This window comes from Nonomuraea sp. NPDC050556 (assembly GCF_044457355.1).
Classification (GTDB): domain Bacteria; phylum Actinomycetota; class Actinomycetes; order Streptosporangiales; family Streptosporangiaceae; genus Nonomuraea.
Window position 1 is genome coordinate 403,469 of sequence record NZ_JBITGU010000006.1, and the last position, 16,936, is coordinate 420,404.

The window sequence follows — 16,936 nt, forward strand, 5'->3', positions numbered from 1 at the left end:
CCTAAGCTACCTGGCATGCGTTTCGGCATTCTCGGCACCACCCGCGCGTGGCGCGCGGACGGCAGCGAGGTGCCGCTGGGCGGCCCCGCCAGGCGGGCGTTACTCGCTCTCCTGATCGCCAGGCCGGGCGAGCCGGTCAGCCCCGAGTCCCTGATCGACCAGCTGTACGGCGAGCAGCCCCCCAAGGGCGCCAAGCACGCCATCCACTCCCAGGTCTCCAGGCTGCGCGGCAGCGGCCTGACGATCGAGCAGCACGACACCGGCTACCGCCTCGACGCCGCCCCGCGGGACGTCGACGCGCACGAGTTCCTCCGCCTGGCCGGGGAGGGCCGCCCGCACGAGGCGCTGTCCCTGTGGCACGGCCGCGCGCTGGCCGACCTCCCCACCCAGAACGGCTTCGCCGCCATGCTGGAGGAGCGGCGCATGGAGACGCTGGAGGCCCGTATCGAGGCCGACCTGGCAAAGGGCGCGCCAGGCCTGGCAGCCGAGCTGACCACGCTCACCGCGGAACACCCCTTGCGCGAACGGCTGCGCGCCCTGCTCATGCGCGCGCTGCACGCCGAGGGCAGACAGGCAGAGGCGCTCACCGCCTACGAGGACACCAGGCGCCTGCTGGCCGACGAGCTCGGCGCCGACCCCACCCCGGAGCTGTCCAGGGTGCACCAGGCGATCCTGCGCGGCGAGGTGAAGCAGCGGCACCGCCCGATCACCAGCTTCGTCGGGCGCGACCACGACGTGGCCGGGGTACGCGACCTGCTGGGCCGCGCCAGGCTCGTCACCCTGCTGGGACCGGGCGGCGCGGGCAAGACGCGGCTGTCCGTCGAGGTCGCCGCGCACCAGCAGGACGTCTGCTTCGTCGAGCTCGCCGCGGTGCGCGACGGCATCGAGCGGGCCGTGCTCGCCGCGCTCGGCGTGCGCGACTCCAGCATGCCCGGCCCTTCGGAAGATCCCATGAAGCGGCTGGTCGCGGCGCTGAGGGAACGGTCACCGCTGCTGGTCCTGGACAACTGCGAGCACCTGGTGGCCGACGTCGCCGCGCTCGCCGAACGCCTCCTGCACGCCCACCCCGACCTGCGGGTCCTGGCCACCAGCCGCGAACCGCTGGGCGTCACCGCCGAGCACCTGTGGCCGGTCAGGCCGCTGGCGCCCGGCGACGCCGTACGCCTGTTCACCGATCGGGCGTCAGCCGTACGGCCCGGCTTCGTGCCGGACGGCGCGGTCGAGCGCATCTGCCGCGAGCTCGACGGGCTCCCCCTGGCGATCGAGCTGGCCGCGGCGCGCATGCGCACGCACGAGGCGGCCGAGCTCGCCGGGCGGCTGGGCGACCGGTTCAGGCTGCTGTCGCGCGGCAGCCGTACGGCCGACGCCAGGCACCAGACGCTGCGCGCGGTCGTCGCGTGGTCGTGGGACCTGCTCCTTCCGGAAGAGCGGGACATGGCGGCCAGGCTGACGGTCTTCACCGGCGGTGCGACGGCGGCAGCGGCCGAGCGGGTGTGCGGCGTGGACGCCGACGTGCTCGACTCGCTCGCCGACAAGTCCCTGCTGGAGGTGTCCGGCGGGCGCTACCGGATGCTGGAGACGATCCGCGCGTTCTGCGCCGAGCAGCTCGACGGCGACGCCTACCACCGGGTCCATGCCGCCTACTTCGCCGACCTGGCCGAGCGGGTGGATCCCGAGCTGCGGCGCGCCGGCCAGTTGCGCGGGCTCGACGAGCTGGGGGCCGAGCACGACAACCTGATGGGCGCGCTGCGCTGGTGCGTCGAGGCGCGCGAGGTGGCGCTGGGCATGCGCCTGCTCGGCGCGCTGTCCACCTACCTGTGGATGCGCGGGCTGCACGGCTCCGTCGGCGCGCAGGCGCGGGCGCTGCTGGCCATGGCGGGACAGGACGCGGCCCCCCGCGACTACGTGCTGTGCTCGCTGCTCAGCGGCTCCTCCGACCTGACCCCCGCTGAGCGGTACGTCACCGAGCACAACTGGCATCCGCTCGTCGTCTACCTCTGGCCGATGATCTCCGCGGGCTCCGGCGACCCCGGCATGGCCATCGCGATCGTCACCCGCGGCAGGCAGAGCGAGGACCCGTGGGAGCGGGCCTGCTCCCGCCTCGTCTGGGGTTACCCCAGCGTGGCGGCGGGCGACTTCGACGCCGCAGAGGACGACTTCACCACAGCGCTGAACGGCTTCCGCGCGCTCGGCGAGCGCTGGGGCAGCGCGATGGCGCTCGACTCGCTGGCCTGGCTGGCCGACACCAGCGGCGACCCGGCCAAGGCGTTCGGCCACGTCGAGGAGGCGCTGGCGCTCACCGAGGAGCTCGGGGCCGACCAGGACGTGTCCGACCTGCTGTGCAACAGGGGCGACTACCGCATTCACGACGACCTGGACGGTGCCCGCGCCGACTACGAGCGGGCGGCGGAGCTGGCGAGGCGGGCAGGCAGCACCACCTACCTGGCCACGGCGCTGCGCGGGCTGGCCGACGTGGCGCGGCTGGAGGGCGACCAGGACCGGGCGCGCACCCTCTACGAGCAGGCGCTGGACCGCATCGACCAGCAGTGGGTCAGGAGCGCGGGCAACCGGGTCCGCTCGCTGGTCGGCCTCGGCCTGGTCACCGGCGACCCGGCCCGCTTCCACGAGGCGCTCGAAGCAGCCGTGCGCTCCGGCGCGCTGCCCGAGGGCGCTCGCGCCATCGAGGAGCTGGCCAAACTCGCCCCGGACCCGGCCAGAGCCGCGGAACTGCACGCGGCGGCCGCCGTGCTCAAGGGGACGGAGCCCTCGAAGATCGCCGCGTTGCGCGTGGCCGGGGTCGCCGAGGAGGTGATCGCCAGCTCCCCCGTCTCGGCGGTGAGCGACTGGTGAGCCCGCGGTGAGCGCGCCAGGACAACCTTCTCCCCATGGACATCCTGATCTCCGGCGCGAGCGTCGCCGGCCCCGCCCTGGCGTACTGGCTCAACCGCTACGGCCACCGCACCACCATCGTCGAGCGCGCCCCCTCGCTGCGCGGCGGCGGCCACTCCGTCGACTTCCGCGGCGAAGCGCACATGACCGTCCTCAGGAAGATGGGCATCCTGGAGGAGATCGAGCGGCAGCAGACCCACATGGGCGCCATGTCGGTCGTCAACGGCCAGGGCCGCCGCATCGCCGACATGCCCGCCGAGCTGTTCGCCGGCGAGGTGGAGATCCAGCGCGGCAAGCTCTCCCGCATCCTCTACGACATCACGGCCGGGCGGACCGAGTACCTCTTCGACGACACCATCACCTCGCTCGCCGAGGACGCCAACGGCGTCGCCGTCACCTTCGAGAAGAGCCCCACCCGCCGCTTCGACCTGGTCGTCGGCGCGGACGGCCTGCACTCGACCGTGCGCAGGCTGGCCTTCGGCCCGGAGGAGCGCTTCGTCACCGACCTGGGCGTCCACGTCGCCGTCTTCAGCACCAGGAACCACCTGGGCCTGGAGTACACCGGCCAGATGTACACCACCCCCGGCAAGATGGCCGGTCTCTACACCACCGACCACAACACCGGCGCCAAGGCGATGTTCTACTTCCCGTCCGTCCCCTACGACCGGCGCGACGTCCAGCAGCAGAAGAAGATCGTCGCAGAGCTGTACGGCGGGACAGGATGGATCACCGACCAGCTGGTCGCGGACCTGTGGGACGCCGACGACCTCTACTTCGACGCCTGCGCCCAGGTGCACCTGGACTCGTGGACCAAGGGCCGCGTGATGCTGCTCGGCGATGCCGCCTGGTGCGCTTCACCGCTGTCGGGCATGGGCACCGGCATGGCGATGATCGGCGCCTACGTGCTGGCGGGCGAGCTGAACCGCGGCACGCCGGAGCGCTACGAGCCGGTCCTGCGCGACTACATCCGCGGCTGCCAGAAGTCGGGCGAGGGCGTGGCGCGGATGATGGTGCCGCGGAGCAAGCTGATGGTGGCGCTGCAGCGGGTCAGCTACCGGCTCATGCGGTACATGCCGGGCAAGAAGATGATCGCGAACGCCGCCAGGAAGACGGCGTCCGCGATCACCCTGGAGGACTACTGAGCGGCTTCGAGGCGCGGGAAGAGGATCTCGCCCTTGGTGACCGTCGCGCCGGCGGGGAGCTTGCCCCAGGTGCCCACCTCGTAGACCCGCTGGTCGGCCAGCGGGCCCAGGTGGGCCTCAGCGCCCAGCGACACCCACAGCTTCTCCGCCGTGGCCGGCATGACCGGGTTGAGGAGTACGGCGATGCCGCGCAGCGCCTCGGCCGCCGTGTAGAGGATCTCGGCCAGCTTCGCCTTGCCCTCGGGCGACTCGTCCTTGGCCACCTTCCACGGCTCCTGCTCGCTGAGGTAGCCGTTGACCTGCTTGACGAAGTCGAAGATGTGGCCGAGCCCGCCGGCGAAGTCGAGCTCGTCGCCGATCGCCCGGTCGGCGTTGACCGCCGCCTGGGCCAGGCCGTCCGCGATGCCCGCGTCGCCCGAGCTCGCCGGCAGGGCGCCGTCGAAGTATTTGCCGACCATGGCCGCGACCCGCGAGGCCAGGTTGCCGAAGTCGTTGGCCAGCTCCGAGGTGTAGCGGGCGGAGAAGTCCTCCCACGAGAAGGAGCCGTCCTGGCCGAACGGGATGGCGCGCAGGAAGTAGTAGCGGTAGGCGTCGACGCCGAAGTGCTCGGTGAGCTGGCGCGGCGAGATGCCGGTGAGGTTGGACTTGCTCATCTTCTCGCCGCCGACCATCAGCCAGCCGTTGGCGAACACGCGGCCGGGCAGCGGCAGGCCCTGCGCCATCAGCATCGCGGGCCAGATGACGGCGTGGAAGCGCAGGATGTCCTTGCCCACCAGGTGCACGTTGGCCGGCCAAGTCCTGTCGAACCGCTCGGGGTCGGAGCCGTAGCCGACCGCCGTCGCGTAGTTGAGCAGGGCGTCGACCCACACGTAGATGACGTGCTTGTCGTCCCACGGGATCGGGATGCCCCAGTCGAAGGTGGAGCGGGAGATCGACAGGTCCTGCAGGCCGGACTTCACGAACTGCACGACCTCGTTGCGCGCGCTCGCGGGCTGGATGAAGTCGGGGTTGGCGTCGTAGAAGTCGAGCAGGCGCTGGCCGTACTCCGACAGCTTGAAGAAGTAGTTGTCCTCTTCGAGCCACTCGACCGCGGTCTTGTGGATCGGGCAGAGGTCGCCCTCCAGCAGCTCGCCAGGGGTCTTGAACTCCTCGCAGCCCACGCAGTAGGGGCCGGTGTAGCTGCCCTTGTAGATCTCGCCCTTGTCGTACAGGTCCTGCACGAACTCCTGCACGCGCTCGGTGTGGCGCGGCTCGGTGGTGCGGATGAAGTCGTCGTTGGCGATCTCGAGGTGCTGCCAGAGCGGCTTCCACGCCTCTTCGACGAGCTTGTCGCACCATTCCTGCGGGCTCACGCCGTTCGCCTCGGCGGTCCGCATGATCTTCTGGCCGTGCTCGTCCGTGCCGGTCAGGTACCACACCTCCTCGCCGCGCTGGCGGTGCCAGCGGGTGAGCACGTCACCGGCGACGGTCGTGTAGGCATGGCCCAGGTGCGGAGCGTCGTTGACGTAGTAGATCGGCGTGGAGACGTAGTACATGGTTCAAGCCTAGAGGACCGGGCCCGCCGAGGAGCCCGGTCCTGGCGCGACTAGCGGACGTCGACGTAGTCGGTGCTGCTGTTGGCGGCGCTGTAGGCGCTGGTGCCCGCGTAGACGGCCTTCCAGGTGCCGTCCTTCCTGGCGGTGACGCCGAGGGCGAACGCGCCGCCGCCCTTGGTGGTGGCGGTGCCCTTGTTCACCCAGGAGGCGGTGCCCTTGGCCTTGAAGTAGACGGTGACGCGGGCGCCGTTGAGGTGACCGTACGCGGTGCCGTTGGCGTTGGTGGCCTGGACGGTGCCGCTCACGGTGATCGTGCGGCCCTTCCTGACCGGCTCGGGCGAGGCGTTGAACGACCCGAACCTGGCGGCGTTGCGGAAGTCGTAGGAGAAGTCCTTGGTGGCGCTGATGCCGTGGGTGTTGGTCACCTTGACGCTGCACCTGCCCTGGCCGGGGTCGCCGGGCTCGAGGTAGAAACCGGCCTCCCACACACCGCTGACGGTGACCTCGCCGTTGATCTCGATGCCACCGCACTTGACGACGGCCTTGTCGGCCTCGCCGGCGGTGTAGACGGTGATCGGGAGGGGGGTGTTCCTGGCCGGGTAGCGGACGGCGCCGTCGTAGACCTCGATGCCGGTGATCTTCACGGGGAAGAGGGCGGCGTCGAGGGCGGACTGCGCCTTCTTCACTCGGGCCTCGGCCTCGTCCCAGGCCTTCTTGAGCTTGTCCGCCTCGTCCTTGAGCTTGTTCGCCTTGCCGCGCGCCTCGGTGGCTTCGGCGGCGAGCTTGGCGGCCTCCTTCTTGGCGGCCAGGTAGGCGGCGTTGTCGGCGCTGCCCTCAAGCTTGGCGACCAGCTCGGCCGCCGCGTCCGACGCCTTCTCGGCATCGTCGGCCTTGCCCTGCGCCGCGGTCGCAAGACCGCGCGCGGCCGTGGCGGCGTCGGCGGCGTCCGCCGCCTCGCCCTTGAGGCCGGGCAGCTTCTTGGCCGCCTCCTCGAAGCGGCGCTCCGCCGTACGCAGCGCCTCGCCCGCCCGCTCGAACGCGCTCGCGGCGCTCGTGGCGACACCCTCGGCGGCCTCCACGGCCGCCTGTGCCTTCGCCTTCTCCTCGTCGGTGACCGCGTCGGCCAGCGCCGCCTTGGCCTTGGCCAGCTCGTCGTTGGCGGTCTTCAGCTCCGCCTCCGCGTCCGTGACCGCTTTCTCGGCGGCGGGGATCGCCTCGTGAGCCTCGGCCTTCTCACGCTCACCGGCCACGACGGCGTCGGCGGCGTCCTTGGCCTTGGTCTCGGCGGCCTTGGCGGCCTTCTCGAGCTCGTCCGCCGTGCCCTTCGCGGACTCCGCGGCCTTCAGCGCGACGGCAGCGTCCTGGACGGCCTTCTCGTAAGCGACGCTCGACGCCGACTCACCCAGCTTGTCGGCCTTCTGCCTGGCCTCAGCCGCCAGCGCCTCGGCCGTGACCGCCTCGGCGTCCGCCTTCTTGAACTCGGCCAGCGCCGCCTCGTAGGCGTCCTCCGCCTTGAACGCCGCCTTCTGCGCCGCACGCAGCTCGGTGCGCAGTTCGTCCAGGGTCGGGGCGGCGGCGGTGATCGCCGGGGCGGCGGCCGCTGCGGGGAGGGCGACGGTGCCGGTGGTCGCGGCAGCGGCGGCGAGCAGCGAAACGAGGGCGCGCTTACGCACGGGGTAGCTCCAGAGGAAGTAAGAGGGCGCGCAAAAACTGCGCAAAGAGTGATTAACGCCCAAATCAAACCATTAGAGGTACGTACCGGACAAATCGCCCAAGGTAAAGTTTTCGCAGGTCAGGAATGCCAAAGGGCGCCCGGTAACCACCGGACGCCCTGGAAAGCCAGACGGATCAGGCCTTCGACTCCTCGCGCTTCAGCGCCTCCGCAGCCTCTTCAGCGGCCTTGGCCGCGTAGTCGATGCTGTTCTCCTTGCCGCGCCTGATCCCCAGGATGGAGATGAACAGCGAAGCGAAGATCGTCTGGAAGCTCATGATCAGCGCCGTCGCCGACGGCACGACGATGCGCAGCGACTCGCGCGGGTCGAGCGAGCCGAAGCTGCGCACCTGCCAGTGCACCAGCGACATCACCAGGCCGACGATGCCGGCGAGCGCCAGCAGGCCGCCGATCACCAGGCCCTTCTCCAGCGTGACGATGTCGATCAGCTTGCGCACCCGTGGCGACTCGGGCAGGAAGCCCTCCTCGGCCGCGTAGACCTTGGTGAACAGCGCGAACAACGCCGCCTGGAACCCGATCACCACCATGGCCGACGCGCCGACCAGGGTGTCGACGTCGAAGGCCAGCTCGCCGATCTCGACGGGCCCGAACGTCAGCGCCGTGCCCGCGATCAACCCGACGATCATCAGCACGACGCCGGGGATGAAGAACAGCCACTTGGGGCTGTAGAGGAGCAGGAAGCGCAGGTGGCGCCAGCCGTCCCGCCACGAGCGCAGGTGCGGCGGCCGCGAGCGGCCGTCGGGCGAGAGCGTCGTGGGCACCTCGCGCACGTCGAGCCCGCTCAGCGTGGAGCGGACCACCATCTCGCTGGCGAACTCCATGCCGCCCGTCTGCAGGCCGAGGCGCAGGATCGAGTCGCGCCTGAAGCCGCGCAGGCCGCAGTGGAAGTCGCCGATGGCCGACGGGAAGAACAGGCGGCCCACGAAGGACAGGACCGGGTTGCCGAGGTATTTGTGCAGCGGGGGCATGGCGCCCGGCGCGATGCCGCCCTTGAAGCGGTTGCCCATGACCAGGTCGGCGCCGTCACGCAGCTGCTCGACGAAGGGCAACAGGGCGGTGAAGTCGTAGGAGTCGTCGGCGTCGCCCATGATGACGTACTTGCCGCGTGCCGCTCGGATGCCGCCCATGAGGGCGTTTCCGTAACCCTTCTCGTCAACGTGGACCACGCGGGCGCCGGCGTCTCGTGCCAGTTGCTGCGAACCGTCGGTGCTCCCGTTGTCGGCGATCAGCACCTCGCCCTCGATGCCGTGTTCCTCCATGCACGCAAGTGCCTTGCGTACACAGACCTCCACGGTCTCGGCCTCGTTGAGGCAGGGCATGACCACCGTCAGTTCCACGTCTCAACCCTTCAGTCATGGCAGTACCAGCAAACCATGATGCCTTGTGCCCGGGCATGCTCGGGTCATGTCCGTGAAACGGCTGGCATTCTTTACAGCATGGTGAGCGTCGCGGAGATTTCCCGTGTGGACCACCCGGCCCCTGGCCGGGGGGCCCGTCTGCGCGCCTTTCTGAGGCGCCATCGGGTGTTCGTCGCAGCCTTCGTCGTGGGCGGGGTGCTGCGGCTGATCACCATGCTCGGGTACGGCCCGGCGATGTGGTTCAACGACTCCTACGAGTACGTCTCGGTGGCGCTGCACCCCAGGCCGGACCCCATCCGCCCGGACGGCTACAGCTTCTGGCTGATGGCGCTCAAGCCGTTCCACAGCTTCGCCGTCGTGGTCCTCACCCAGCACCTGATGGGCCTGGCCACGGCCGTGCTCATCTACGCGCTGCTGCGCAAACGCTTCGGCCTGCCCGCCTGGGGCGCGACGCTCGCGGCCGCCCCGGTGCTGTTCGACGCCTACCAGATCCAGCTGGAACAGCTGATCATGTCGGACACGATGTTCATGCTGCTCGTCGTGGGTGTCGTGACCATCGTGCTCTGGCACAGGAAGCTCACGTGGAAGCTCGGCGCGCTCGTCGGCTTCCTGCTGGCGCTCACCTGGCTGACCCGGTCGATCGGGCTGCCGATCCTGGCGCTGGTCGTCCTCTATCTGCTCGTGAAGCGCACGAACTGGCGGGCGATTGTGGCGCTTGTCACAGCGTGCGCGATCCCGGTCCTGAGCTACATGGGCTGGTTTTCCACAAATTATGGTCAGTTCTCCATGACCAACAGCGACGGCCTGATCCTCTACATGCGCACGGCGACGTTCGCCGACTGCGCCAAGATGAAGATCAATCCGCGCAAGGAGTACGAGCTCGCGCTGCTGTGCATCAACACCCCGCCGGCGGAGCGGGTGCACTACGCGCAGTGGTATCTCTGGCGCGACGTCGGCGGCACGGCGCTGCACTGGATGCCGGGCAGCAAGCGGTTCGAACCCATCAAGAACGAGGTGGCCGGAGAGTTCGCCAAGCGCGCCATCCTCGCCCAGCCCGGTGACTACCTGAAGGCCGTCGGGACGGACCTCCTGACCTCCTTCCAGGTGGGCAGGCGGCAGTTCCCCGACCCCCAGACGTTCGAGATGTACGAGTTCAAGCCCTACCAGGTGCTCGACCAGAACGGGCGGCCCAAGCGCCTGCCCAGCTGGAGCTCCTACGACGGCAGGACCGACACCGACGCGTTCACCTACGAGCAGGGCCCGCCGGAGACGGTGATCAAGCAGCCCTGGGCCTCGATCATGAGCGTCTACCAGCAGATCTTCTACATGCGCGGCATCATGCTCGGCGCCCTGCTCCTCATCGGCCTGTACGGCATCGCCGTACGCTGGCGCAAGCTCGGCGGCCCGGTGATCCTCCCCTGGCTCGGCTCCTTCGGCCTGATCCTGGCACCGGCGGCGACCGCCGAGTTCGACTACCGCTACCTGCTGCCCGCCATCCCCCTGGCCTGCATCGCCGCCGCCATCACCCTCAGGCACGGGCTGCCGTGGCGGGTGAAGGTCACACCCACGAACGAAGCAGCATCCGAGACCACCACTGCGCGAACGTGATCGTCTCGCCGCTCAGCACCGGATACAGCCACCAGAAGTTGATCAGCACCACCAGCGCGTAGGCGCCGACGGCAGCCGCTCCCGCCCCGCGCCTGAGCGGCGTGGCGTCCTGCCTGCCCAGCGCCACCCCGGCCATCAGGACCAGCGCGAGCACCATGAACGGCACGACCGGGATCATGTAGAAGAAGTACATCGTGCGCTTGTCGGCGATCGCGTAGTAGAACCACGGCAGCCACCCGGCCGCGTAGGCGAGCAGCACCGCCCCCGCCCGCCAGTCGCGCCTGGCGACGTACCAGGCGACCAACCCGAGCAGCGCGAGCACGGCCCCGTACCAGAGCGCGGGCGTCCCGACCGCGAGCACGGCCTGCGAGCACTTGGCTGCGCCGCAGTCGGTCGGCGCCGGGTCGGGATAGTGGAACGAGATCGGCCGCTGCAGCAGCGGCCACTGCCACGGCCACGACTTGTAGGGGTGGAACGAGGTCAGCCCGGAATGGAAGCCGAGCACCTCCAGCTGGTAGTGCATCCACGAGCGGAACGAGTCGAACGCGAAGAACAGCGGCCCGGACGACGTCGCCTGCTCCCAGTTGCGCCCCCACCCCTTGTCGGTGACGAACCAGCCGGTCCAGCTCACCATCATCACCACGACCGGCGCCACCGCCAGGGCGCTGAACGCGGTCGGCAGGTCACGGCGCCAGACCCCGACGTACGGCCGGCGCAGCCCGACGGCGCGCCGCGCGCCCGCGTCCCACATCAGCGTCATCGCCGCGAAGGCGATCAGGAAGAAGATCCCCGACCACTTCACCGCGCAGGCAGCGCCGAGGCAGACGCCGGCGGCCAGCCGCCAGGGCCGGTAGCCGAGGAACGGCCTGGTGTCCGACAGCGGCGACCGTTCGTACCAGTCGACCATCCGCTCGCGCGCCCTGTCCCGGTCGACGACGAGGCAGGCGAACCCGGCCAGGACCCAGAACATCAGGAAGATGTCCAGCAACGCCGTACGCGAGAGCACGAAGTGCAGGCCGTCCAGCGACAGCAGGAGCCCGGCCAGGCAGCCCAGCAGCGTCGAGCGGGTCATCCTGCGCGCCACCCTGGCGATGATCAGGATGGACAGCACACCCACCACGGCGGCCATGAACCGCCAGCCGAACGGGTTCATCCCGAAGATCCACTCGCCGAGCCCGATCATCCACTTGCCCAGCGGCGGGTGCGCCACGTAGCTGGCGCAGTCCGGCACGTTCGGGCACTGCACGTAGATGTCGAGGTTGCCGGCGATCAGCCGCTGGTCGGCGATCGGGTTCTTCGCGTCACCCAGGAACTTGCGCTCGGCGCCGTACTGGATGAGCGCGTAGGCGTCCTTGATGTAGAACGTCTCGTCGAAGACGACGGCCTTCGGCTCCCCCAGGCGGTGGAAGCGCAGGATCGCGCCGAAGAGGGCCACGCTCAGCGGCCCGATCCAGCCCCATAAGACGCTCCCCTGCATGGGCGGGACCAGCCGCTCCCTGATGCTCACAAGAGCGCACCCTAAGACCTGTGCACGGCGTCGTACAGCTCAGCCTTGGGCAAACCAGCAGCTTTCGCCACATCTTTGATCGCCTGGTTTCGCGGCACGCCCGTCTCGGCGCGCCTGCCCACCTCGGCCACGAGCTCCTCGATGTCGGGCTCCCCCGCGTTGGGCACGTGCCCGGCGACGACGACGGTGATCTCGCCCTTGACGCCCTTGGCCGCCCAGGCGGCGAGCTCGGCCAGGCCGCCCCGCCGTACCTCCTCGTAGGTCTTGGTCAGCTCGCGGCAGACGGCCGCCTCGCGGTCGGGGCCGAAGGCCTCGGCCATGGCCTCCAGGGCGGTCTTCAGCCGGTGCGGCGCCTCGAAGAAGACCATCGTGCGCTCCTCCTCTGCCAGCGCCGCCAGCCTGCGCGCGCGCTCGCCGGGCTTGCGCGGCGGGAAGCCCTCGAAGCAGAAGCGGTCGCTGGGCAGCCCGGAGATCGCCAGCGCCGTCGTGACGGCGGACGGGCCCGGCAGGGCGGTGACGGTGATGCCCTCCTCGACGGCGAGCCTGGTCAGCCGGTAGCCGGGGTCCGACACGCCCGGCATCCCGGCGTCCGTGATGATCACGACCGTGCGGCCGTCCTTGAGCGCTTCGAGGAGTTCGACGGCCCTGGCCGCCTCGTTCGCGTCGTAGTAGGAGACGACCCGGCCGCCGATCTCGACGTCCAGATCGTTCGCGAGCCTGCGCAGGCGGCGCGTGTCCTCGGCGGCGACGACGTCCGCGCTCTGCAGGATGTCCCTCAACCTGGGCGAGACGTCACCCGCCTGGCCTATAGGGGCTCCTGCCAGCACCAACCTGCCGTGTTCTCTCACCCAACCATTGTGGCAGGGCACCCCAATTCCGCCGTGTTTCCTCGGTAACCACCTGCTTGGGGCCCGTACGATGTCCGGATGGCGGTGACCGATTTTCCGTACCAAGCCGTGAAGGACACCAGCGCGCGGATCATGTCCGTGCGTGAACGGCTGGTGCCTCCGATGCAGGGCAGCGCCCTGTGGGGCTGGATCGGCCCGCTGATCGTGACGATCTTCGGCGGCATCCTGCGCTTCACCAACCTCGGCTGGCCCAAGGCCGTCGTCTTCGACGAGACGTACTACGCCAAGGACGCGTTCTCGCTGGTCACGTGGGGCGTCGAGCGCAACTTCATCAAGGACGCCGACAAGGCGCTGATGGCGGGCAACACCGACATCTTCCAGAAGTGCGCGGCGGACGCCCTGGACAAGTGCGCCAACTACGTCGTGCACCCGCCGCTCGGCAAGTGGATGATCGGGCTTGGCGAGTGGCTGTTCGGGATGAACCCGTTCGGCTGGCGGTTCATGGCCGCGCTCGTCGGGACGCTGTCGATCTTCCTCATCGCCAGGCTCGCCCGCAGGATGACCCGCTCGACGCTGCTCGGCTGCCTGGCCGGTCTGCTGCTGGCCATCGACGGCCTGCACTTCGTGCTCTCGCGTACGGCGCTTCTGGACATCTTCCTGATGTTCTGGGTCCTGGCCGGGTTCGCCTGCCTCGTCGTCGACCGGGACAGGGCGCGTCAGCGGCTGGCCGACTGGTACGAGACCTCGCCCGTCTCGCCGCGCGGCCCCTGGCTGGGCATCCGGCCGTGGCGCATCGCGGCTGGCGTCTGCCTGGCCGCGGCCTGCGGGGTGAAGTGGTCGGGCATCTTCTTCCTGGCCGCCTTCGTGCTCATGACGTTCTTCTGGGACGCGGGGGCGCGCAAGGCCGTGGGCCTGCGCACGCCGTACGCGGGCATGGTCGAGAAGGACCTGCCGACCACGGTCCTGACGCTGGGCGTCGTGCCGCTGGTCACCTACATGGCCACCTGGATCGGCTGGTTCTCCACCCCCTACGGCTACGGGCGCAACTGGGATCAGGCGACGTCCGGCGGGCCGTTCAACTTCATCGTCAACTCGGTGAAGTCGTGGGTCTCCTACCAGTGGCAGGTCTTCAGCTTCCACGGCGACCTCAAGACGACGCACCCGTACATGTCGGAGCCGTGGAGCTGGCCGCTGCTGCTGCGTCCCGTGGCTTTCCACTACGAGGGGCGCCAGGGCGTCTGTGGCGCCGCCAAGGACTGCTCGGAGGCGGTGCTCGGGGTCGGCACCCCGGTGATCTGGTACGGCGCGCTGATCGCGCTCGTCGGCCTCATCGCCTGGTACGTCGCGACCCGCGACTGGCGGGCCGGCTCGGTGCTGCTCGCCTACGCGGCCGGGTGGCTGCCGTGGTTCAAGTGGGCGATCTTCGACGACCGGACGATGTTCCTGTTCTACGCGATCCCCATGGTCCCGTTCATGGTGCTGGCCATCGTCCTGTGCGCCGGGCTGATCATCGGGCCTGCTCCCGTCGGTACGGCACAGCCCACGCTGCGCAGGACGCTCGGCGCCGCGGGTGTGGGCGCTTTCACACTTCTCGCTGTGATCAACTTCTGGTGGTTGCATCCGGTACTGTCAGCCGAGGTCATCCCCTACGCGGAGTGGAAGGCACGCATGCTCTTCGAGAAGCGATGGATCTGAACCCGGCTACAGAGAGTCAAGAGTGATTTCGTAGGGTAGTTGCTGTGCAAGACCCAATACGCACCGGTTTCGGTCATCGTCAGGGCTGGGGTCCATACGGCAGACTTCGAGGCATGCCTGCACCGGACGTGGCCGCCCTTCTCGTCGAACTCGAGCGCTCAGCGCCCGATCTCGTCGACGAGGCCAGGACAGCCGCAGAGTGGCTGACCGGAGGCGAGCCTCTGGAGACCGTCACCCAGCTCGATGTGTGCGAGTTCCTCTGGTACACGCTGCCGATCAAGGTCGACGGCGACCATGTACGGCTGGCGCGGTCCCTCGCCCGGCTGCTGCTGCTGGGCGGCCTGGAACGTTACGCCGCACTCTGCGTCTCCCCGACCACCAACCAGATCCTGCAGACCTACGCCCGCGAGGGCGAGGACGCGGGCACCGCCGCCTACCAGGAGGCGCTCGAAGCGACGGGCGTGCTCCCGCCCGACGTGCCCGAGCTGCAGTGGAGCATGATCATGGGGCCGGAGGAGCTGGGCGCGCACGTGGCCTGCTCCGCGGCGCTGGAGCTGGCGATCGTCGCCGGCGAGGAGTGCGACAGGGGCGCGCTGACCACGCGCTGGCTCACCTCGGCGCGCGCCGAGCTGGGCGGCGACAGCTGGCTGCACCGGGTCCAGGGCGAGCGGCTCAACCGCTGGGTCCTGGGGCGGGGGCCGGCGCGGCGCGAGCTGGCGCAGCCGTTCGAGGTGCGTTTGCACGCTCCTGTGCCGGCTCAGCCCTTGGGCGAGTTGCACGGGTTGCTGTCGCTGGCCGCCGGTGAGGGTGGGCTGCCGTTGCGCCTGCCTCCCTCCCAGCAGGCCGTACGGCTGCGCGAGGTCGCCGAGCACACGCTGGGGGCCTTGCGGCGGGACGGGAGCAAGCTGGTGCTCACGGACACCGGGCGGTCGCTTCTGGGGTCGCCTGAGGCGTTGTGGGACGCGGTGGTGTCGGTGTTGCTGGCGCGGCGGGACCACGAGGGCGAGGTGTCGGTGCGGGAGGCGGCGCTGCTGCTCCTGGCCGACGGGGTGGCGATCACGCCGGCGAAGGTGTGTGAGCGGGTCTCGGAGGTGGTGGGCGGCGAGGGCTGGCACGCCACGTCGGACATCGAGACCATCGTCACTGACCTGATCGGCGTCCTGACCGCTCTGGGGATGGCTTCCGGGGACGACCTCGTCTACCTGACGATGACCGGCCAGGCGGCGGCGTTGGCCGCCCTCCGAGCCCACGCCCTCCGCCCCCGGCAGTACGTCAGCCCTGGCTAACCCCCTGGGGGTCTTGAGCGCCTTGAGCGTCACACCCCCTTGGGGATCGCCCATTGGGGGTCTTGAGCATCACACCCCCTTGGGGAGCGCCCTCTGGGGGTCACACCCCCCGAGGGTGGCCTTGAGGACGGCCACCTCTCTTGGGGGTCACACCCCCTCGGGAGTCACCACCCCATTCGGGTCTTGGGGGTCACGCCCCTCCTCAAGAGGCCCCCTCTGGGGAGGGTCACCCCTTGAGGAGGGTTGCCCCCTTGGGGTTGGGATGGTCTTGGGGTCTTGGGGTTGGGATGGTCTTGGGGTCAGGGTTTGGGGAGGTGGGCGAAGGCGATGACGTTGTCGAGGTAGCCGACGTCCGGGTCGTACGGCCCGCCGCAGGTGACCAGGCGCAGCTCCGGTCCCCCCGCAGGCCCGTAGACCCGCCTGGTGGGAAAGTCGGCCTTCGCGTAAGACGCCACGTGGTCCACGACGAAGGAGGCGCTGCTGCCGTCGCTCCGCGTCACCACCACCCCGTCACCAGGCCGAAGGTCCCCCAGACGGTAGAACACCGCAGGACCGCTCACCCGCGAGTCCACGTGCCCGAAGAGAACCGCAGCCCCCGGCTCCCCCGGCGTCACCCCACCCGTGAACCAGCCGGTCAGCTCGGGCCGGTCCAGCGGCGGCACCTCGATCGCCCCGTCCCGCCCCCGCCCCACCCTCACCACCGACGCGTCCACCCCGATGGCAGGGATCTCCACCCGCTGAGGCACGCTCCGCCGCAGGGCCTCGCCGTACCCACCAGGTGGAAGGGACACACCGGCGAGCGGCACGGGCGGCGGCGCGTACCCCCGGTTGACGACCCGGTCGAAGGCGAACGCGACGACCCCGGCCACCACCAGGAACGCCACCACCCTACGAACCCGCACGTCCCCGTCTGAGCAGCAACACGGCCCCGGCCGCGACCACGATGCCCACCAGGATGCTGACCACCGGAGTCACCACCCGGGACGAGGTGACGCCCGACCCCGTGCCCGCCCCGCCCGCCGGATACCCCGCGTCCTCGATGACGAGCGTGGAGTTGTTCAGCGGCGTGGCATCCGCCGCGCACCGCCCGCTCACGATGTACTCGCCCGGCGACTCGATGACCTCCGTCGTCGCGCTCGGCCCCTTGCCCACCTTGAGCGTCCCGAACGCCTCGGACTGCGCGTAGGCGCCCTTGTAGTCGGTGCAGTCGAGGCTGATCGTCACCTGGCCGCCCGGCTCGACGTGGTCGGGCTTGATGGTGATGTCGTCGGCGAGGGCAGGCATGGCGAGCATCAGCGCCCCCGCGCACACGACTCCCGCAAATAGCTGACGCATG

At 70.0% G+C, this 16,936-nt stretch carries 12 protein-coding genes; 5 read left to right on the forward strand and 7 right to left on the reverse strand.

Annotation, left to right across the window (positions count from 1 at the left end; translation table 11 throughout):
* Positions 1 to 15: 15 nt before the first annotated feature.
* Entirely contained in the window at positions 16 to 2,850 is a 2,835-nt protein-coding gene (locus ACIBG8_RS48685; RefSeq protein ID WP_397350149.1) for a BTAD domain-containing putative transcriptional regulator, read from the forward strand.
* A gap of 35 nt (positions 2,851 to 2,885) precedes the next feature.
* Complete coding sequence (locus ACIBG8_RS48690) at positions 2,886 to 4,031, forward strand: FAD-dependent monooxygenase (RefSeq protein WP_397350150.1); 1,146 nt, start codon at positions 2,886 to 2,888, stop codon at positions 4,029 to 4,031.
* On the opposite strand, the gene metG is transcribed toward ACIBG8_RS48690, so the two are convergent.
* The 3 genes from metG to ACIBG8_RS48705 form a co-directional block, all read right to left on the reverse strand.
* Positions 4,025 to 5,566 (reverse strand): methionine--tRNA ligase, encoded by a 1,542-nt coding sequence (metG, locus tag ACIBG8_RS48695; RefSeq protein ID WP_397350151.1) that lies wholly within the window; start codon positions 5,564 to 5,566, stop codon positions 4,025 to 4,027. The two genes, ACIBG8_RS48690 and metG, sit on opposite strands and share 7 nt — an antisense overlap.
* Before the next feature lie 50 nt (positions 5,567 to 5,616).
* A complete protein-coding gene (locus tag ACIBG8_RS48700; protein WP_397350152.1) occupies positions 5,617 to 7,239 on the reverse strand; it encodes a hypothetical protein in 1,623 nt (540 codons plus the stop codon).
* Positions 7,240 to 7,414: 175 nt separating this feature from the next.
* Complete coding sequence (locus ACIBG8_RS48705; RefSeq protein ID WP_397350153.1) at positions 7,415 to 8,635, reverse strand: glycosyltransferase; 1,221 nt, start codon at positions 8,633 to 8,635, stop codon at positions 7,415 to 7,417.
* A 186-nt stretch (positions 8,636 to 8,821) separates the two neighbouring features.
* Between ACIBG8_RS48705 and ACIBG8_RS48710 the strand changes: the two genes are divergently transcribed.
* Positions 8,822 to 10,264: a hypothetical protein gene (locus ACIBG8_RS48710; RefSeq protein ID WP_397350154.1), complete on the forward strand. Its 1,443-nt coding sequence runs from the start codon at positions 8,822 to 8,824 to the stop codon at positions 10,262 to 10,264.
* Here ACIBG8_RS48710 and ACIBG8_RS48715 read toward each other — a convergent pair.
* Positions 10,215 to 11,771: a dolichyl-phosphate-mannose--protein mannosyltransferase gene (locus ACIBG8_RS48715; RefSeq protein ID WP_397350155.1), complete on the reverse strand. Its 1,557-nt coding sequence runs from the start codon at positions 11,769 to 11,771 to the stop codon at positions 10,215 to 10,217. The genes ACIBG8_RS48710 and ACIBG8_RS48715 overlap by 50 nt on opposite strands.
* 11 nt (positions 11,772 to 11,782) lie before the next feature.
* Positions 11,783 to 12,619 (reverse strand): 16S rRNA (cytidine(1402)-2'-O)-methyltransferase, encoded by an 837-nt coding sequence (gene rsmI, locus ACIBG8_RS48720; protein WP_397350156.1) that lies wholly within the window; start codon positions 12,617 to 12,619, stop codon positions 11,783 to 11,785.
* Between the two features lie 78 nt (positions 12,620 to 12,697).
* Between rsmI and ACIBG8_RS48725 the strand changes: the two genes are divergently transcribed.
* Both ACIBG8_RS48725 and ACIBG8_RS48730 read left to right on the forward strand, forming a co-directional pair.
* Positions 12,698 to 14,314 carry a dolichyl-phosphate-mannose--protein mannosyltransferase gene (locus tag ACIBG8_RS48725; RefSeq protein WP_397350157.1) on the forward strand — a complete coding sequence of 539 codons (1,617 nt, stop codon included), beginning with the start codon at positions 12,698 to 12,700 and terminating at the stop codon, positions 14,312 to 14,314.
* Between the two features lie 113 nt (positions 14,315 to 14,427).
* Complete coding sequence (locus tag ACIBG8_RS48730; RefSeq protein ID WP_397350158.1) at positions 14,428 to 15,600, forward strand: hypothetical protein; 1,173 nt, start codon at positions 14,428 to 14,430, stop codon at positions 15,598 to 15,600.
* Positions 15,601 to 15,899: 299 nt separating this feature from the next.
* Here ACIBG8_RS48730 and ACIBG8_RS48735 read toward each other — a convergent pair whose 3' ends face one another.
* Both ACIBG8_RS48735 and ACIBG8_RS48740 read right to left on the reverse strand, forming a co-directional pair.
* A complete protein-coding gene (locus ACIBG8_RS48735) occupies positions 15,900 to 16,502 on the reverse strand; it encodes a class F sortase (protein ID WP_397350159.1) in 603 nt (200 codons plus the stop codon).
* Entirely contained in the window at positions 16,489 to 16,935 is a 447-nt protein-coding gene (locus ACIBG8_RS48740) for a hypothetical protein (protein ID WP_397350160.1), read from the reverse strand. Before ACIBG8_RS48740 ends, ACIBG8_RS48735 begins: the two co-directional genes overlap by 14 nt.
* Between the last annotated feature and the right edge of the window lies 1 nt (position 16,936).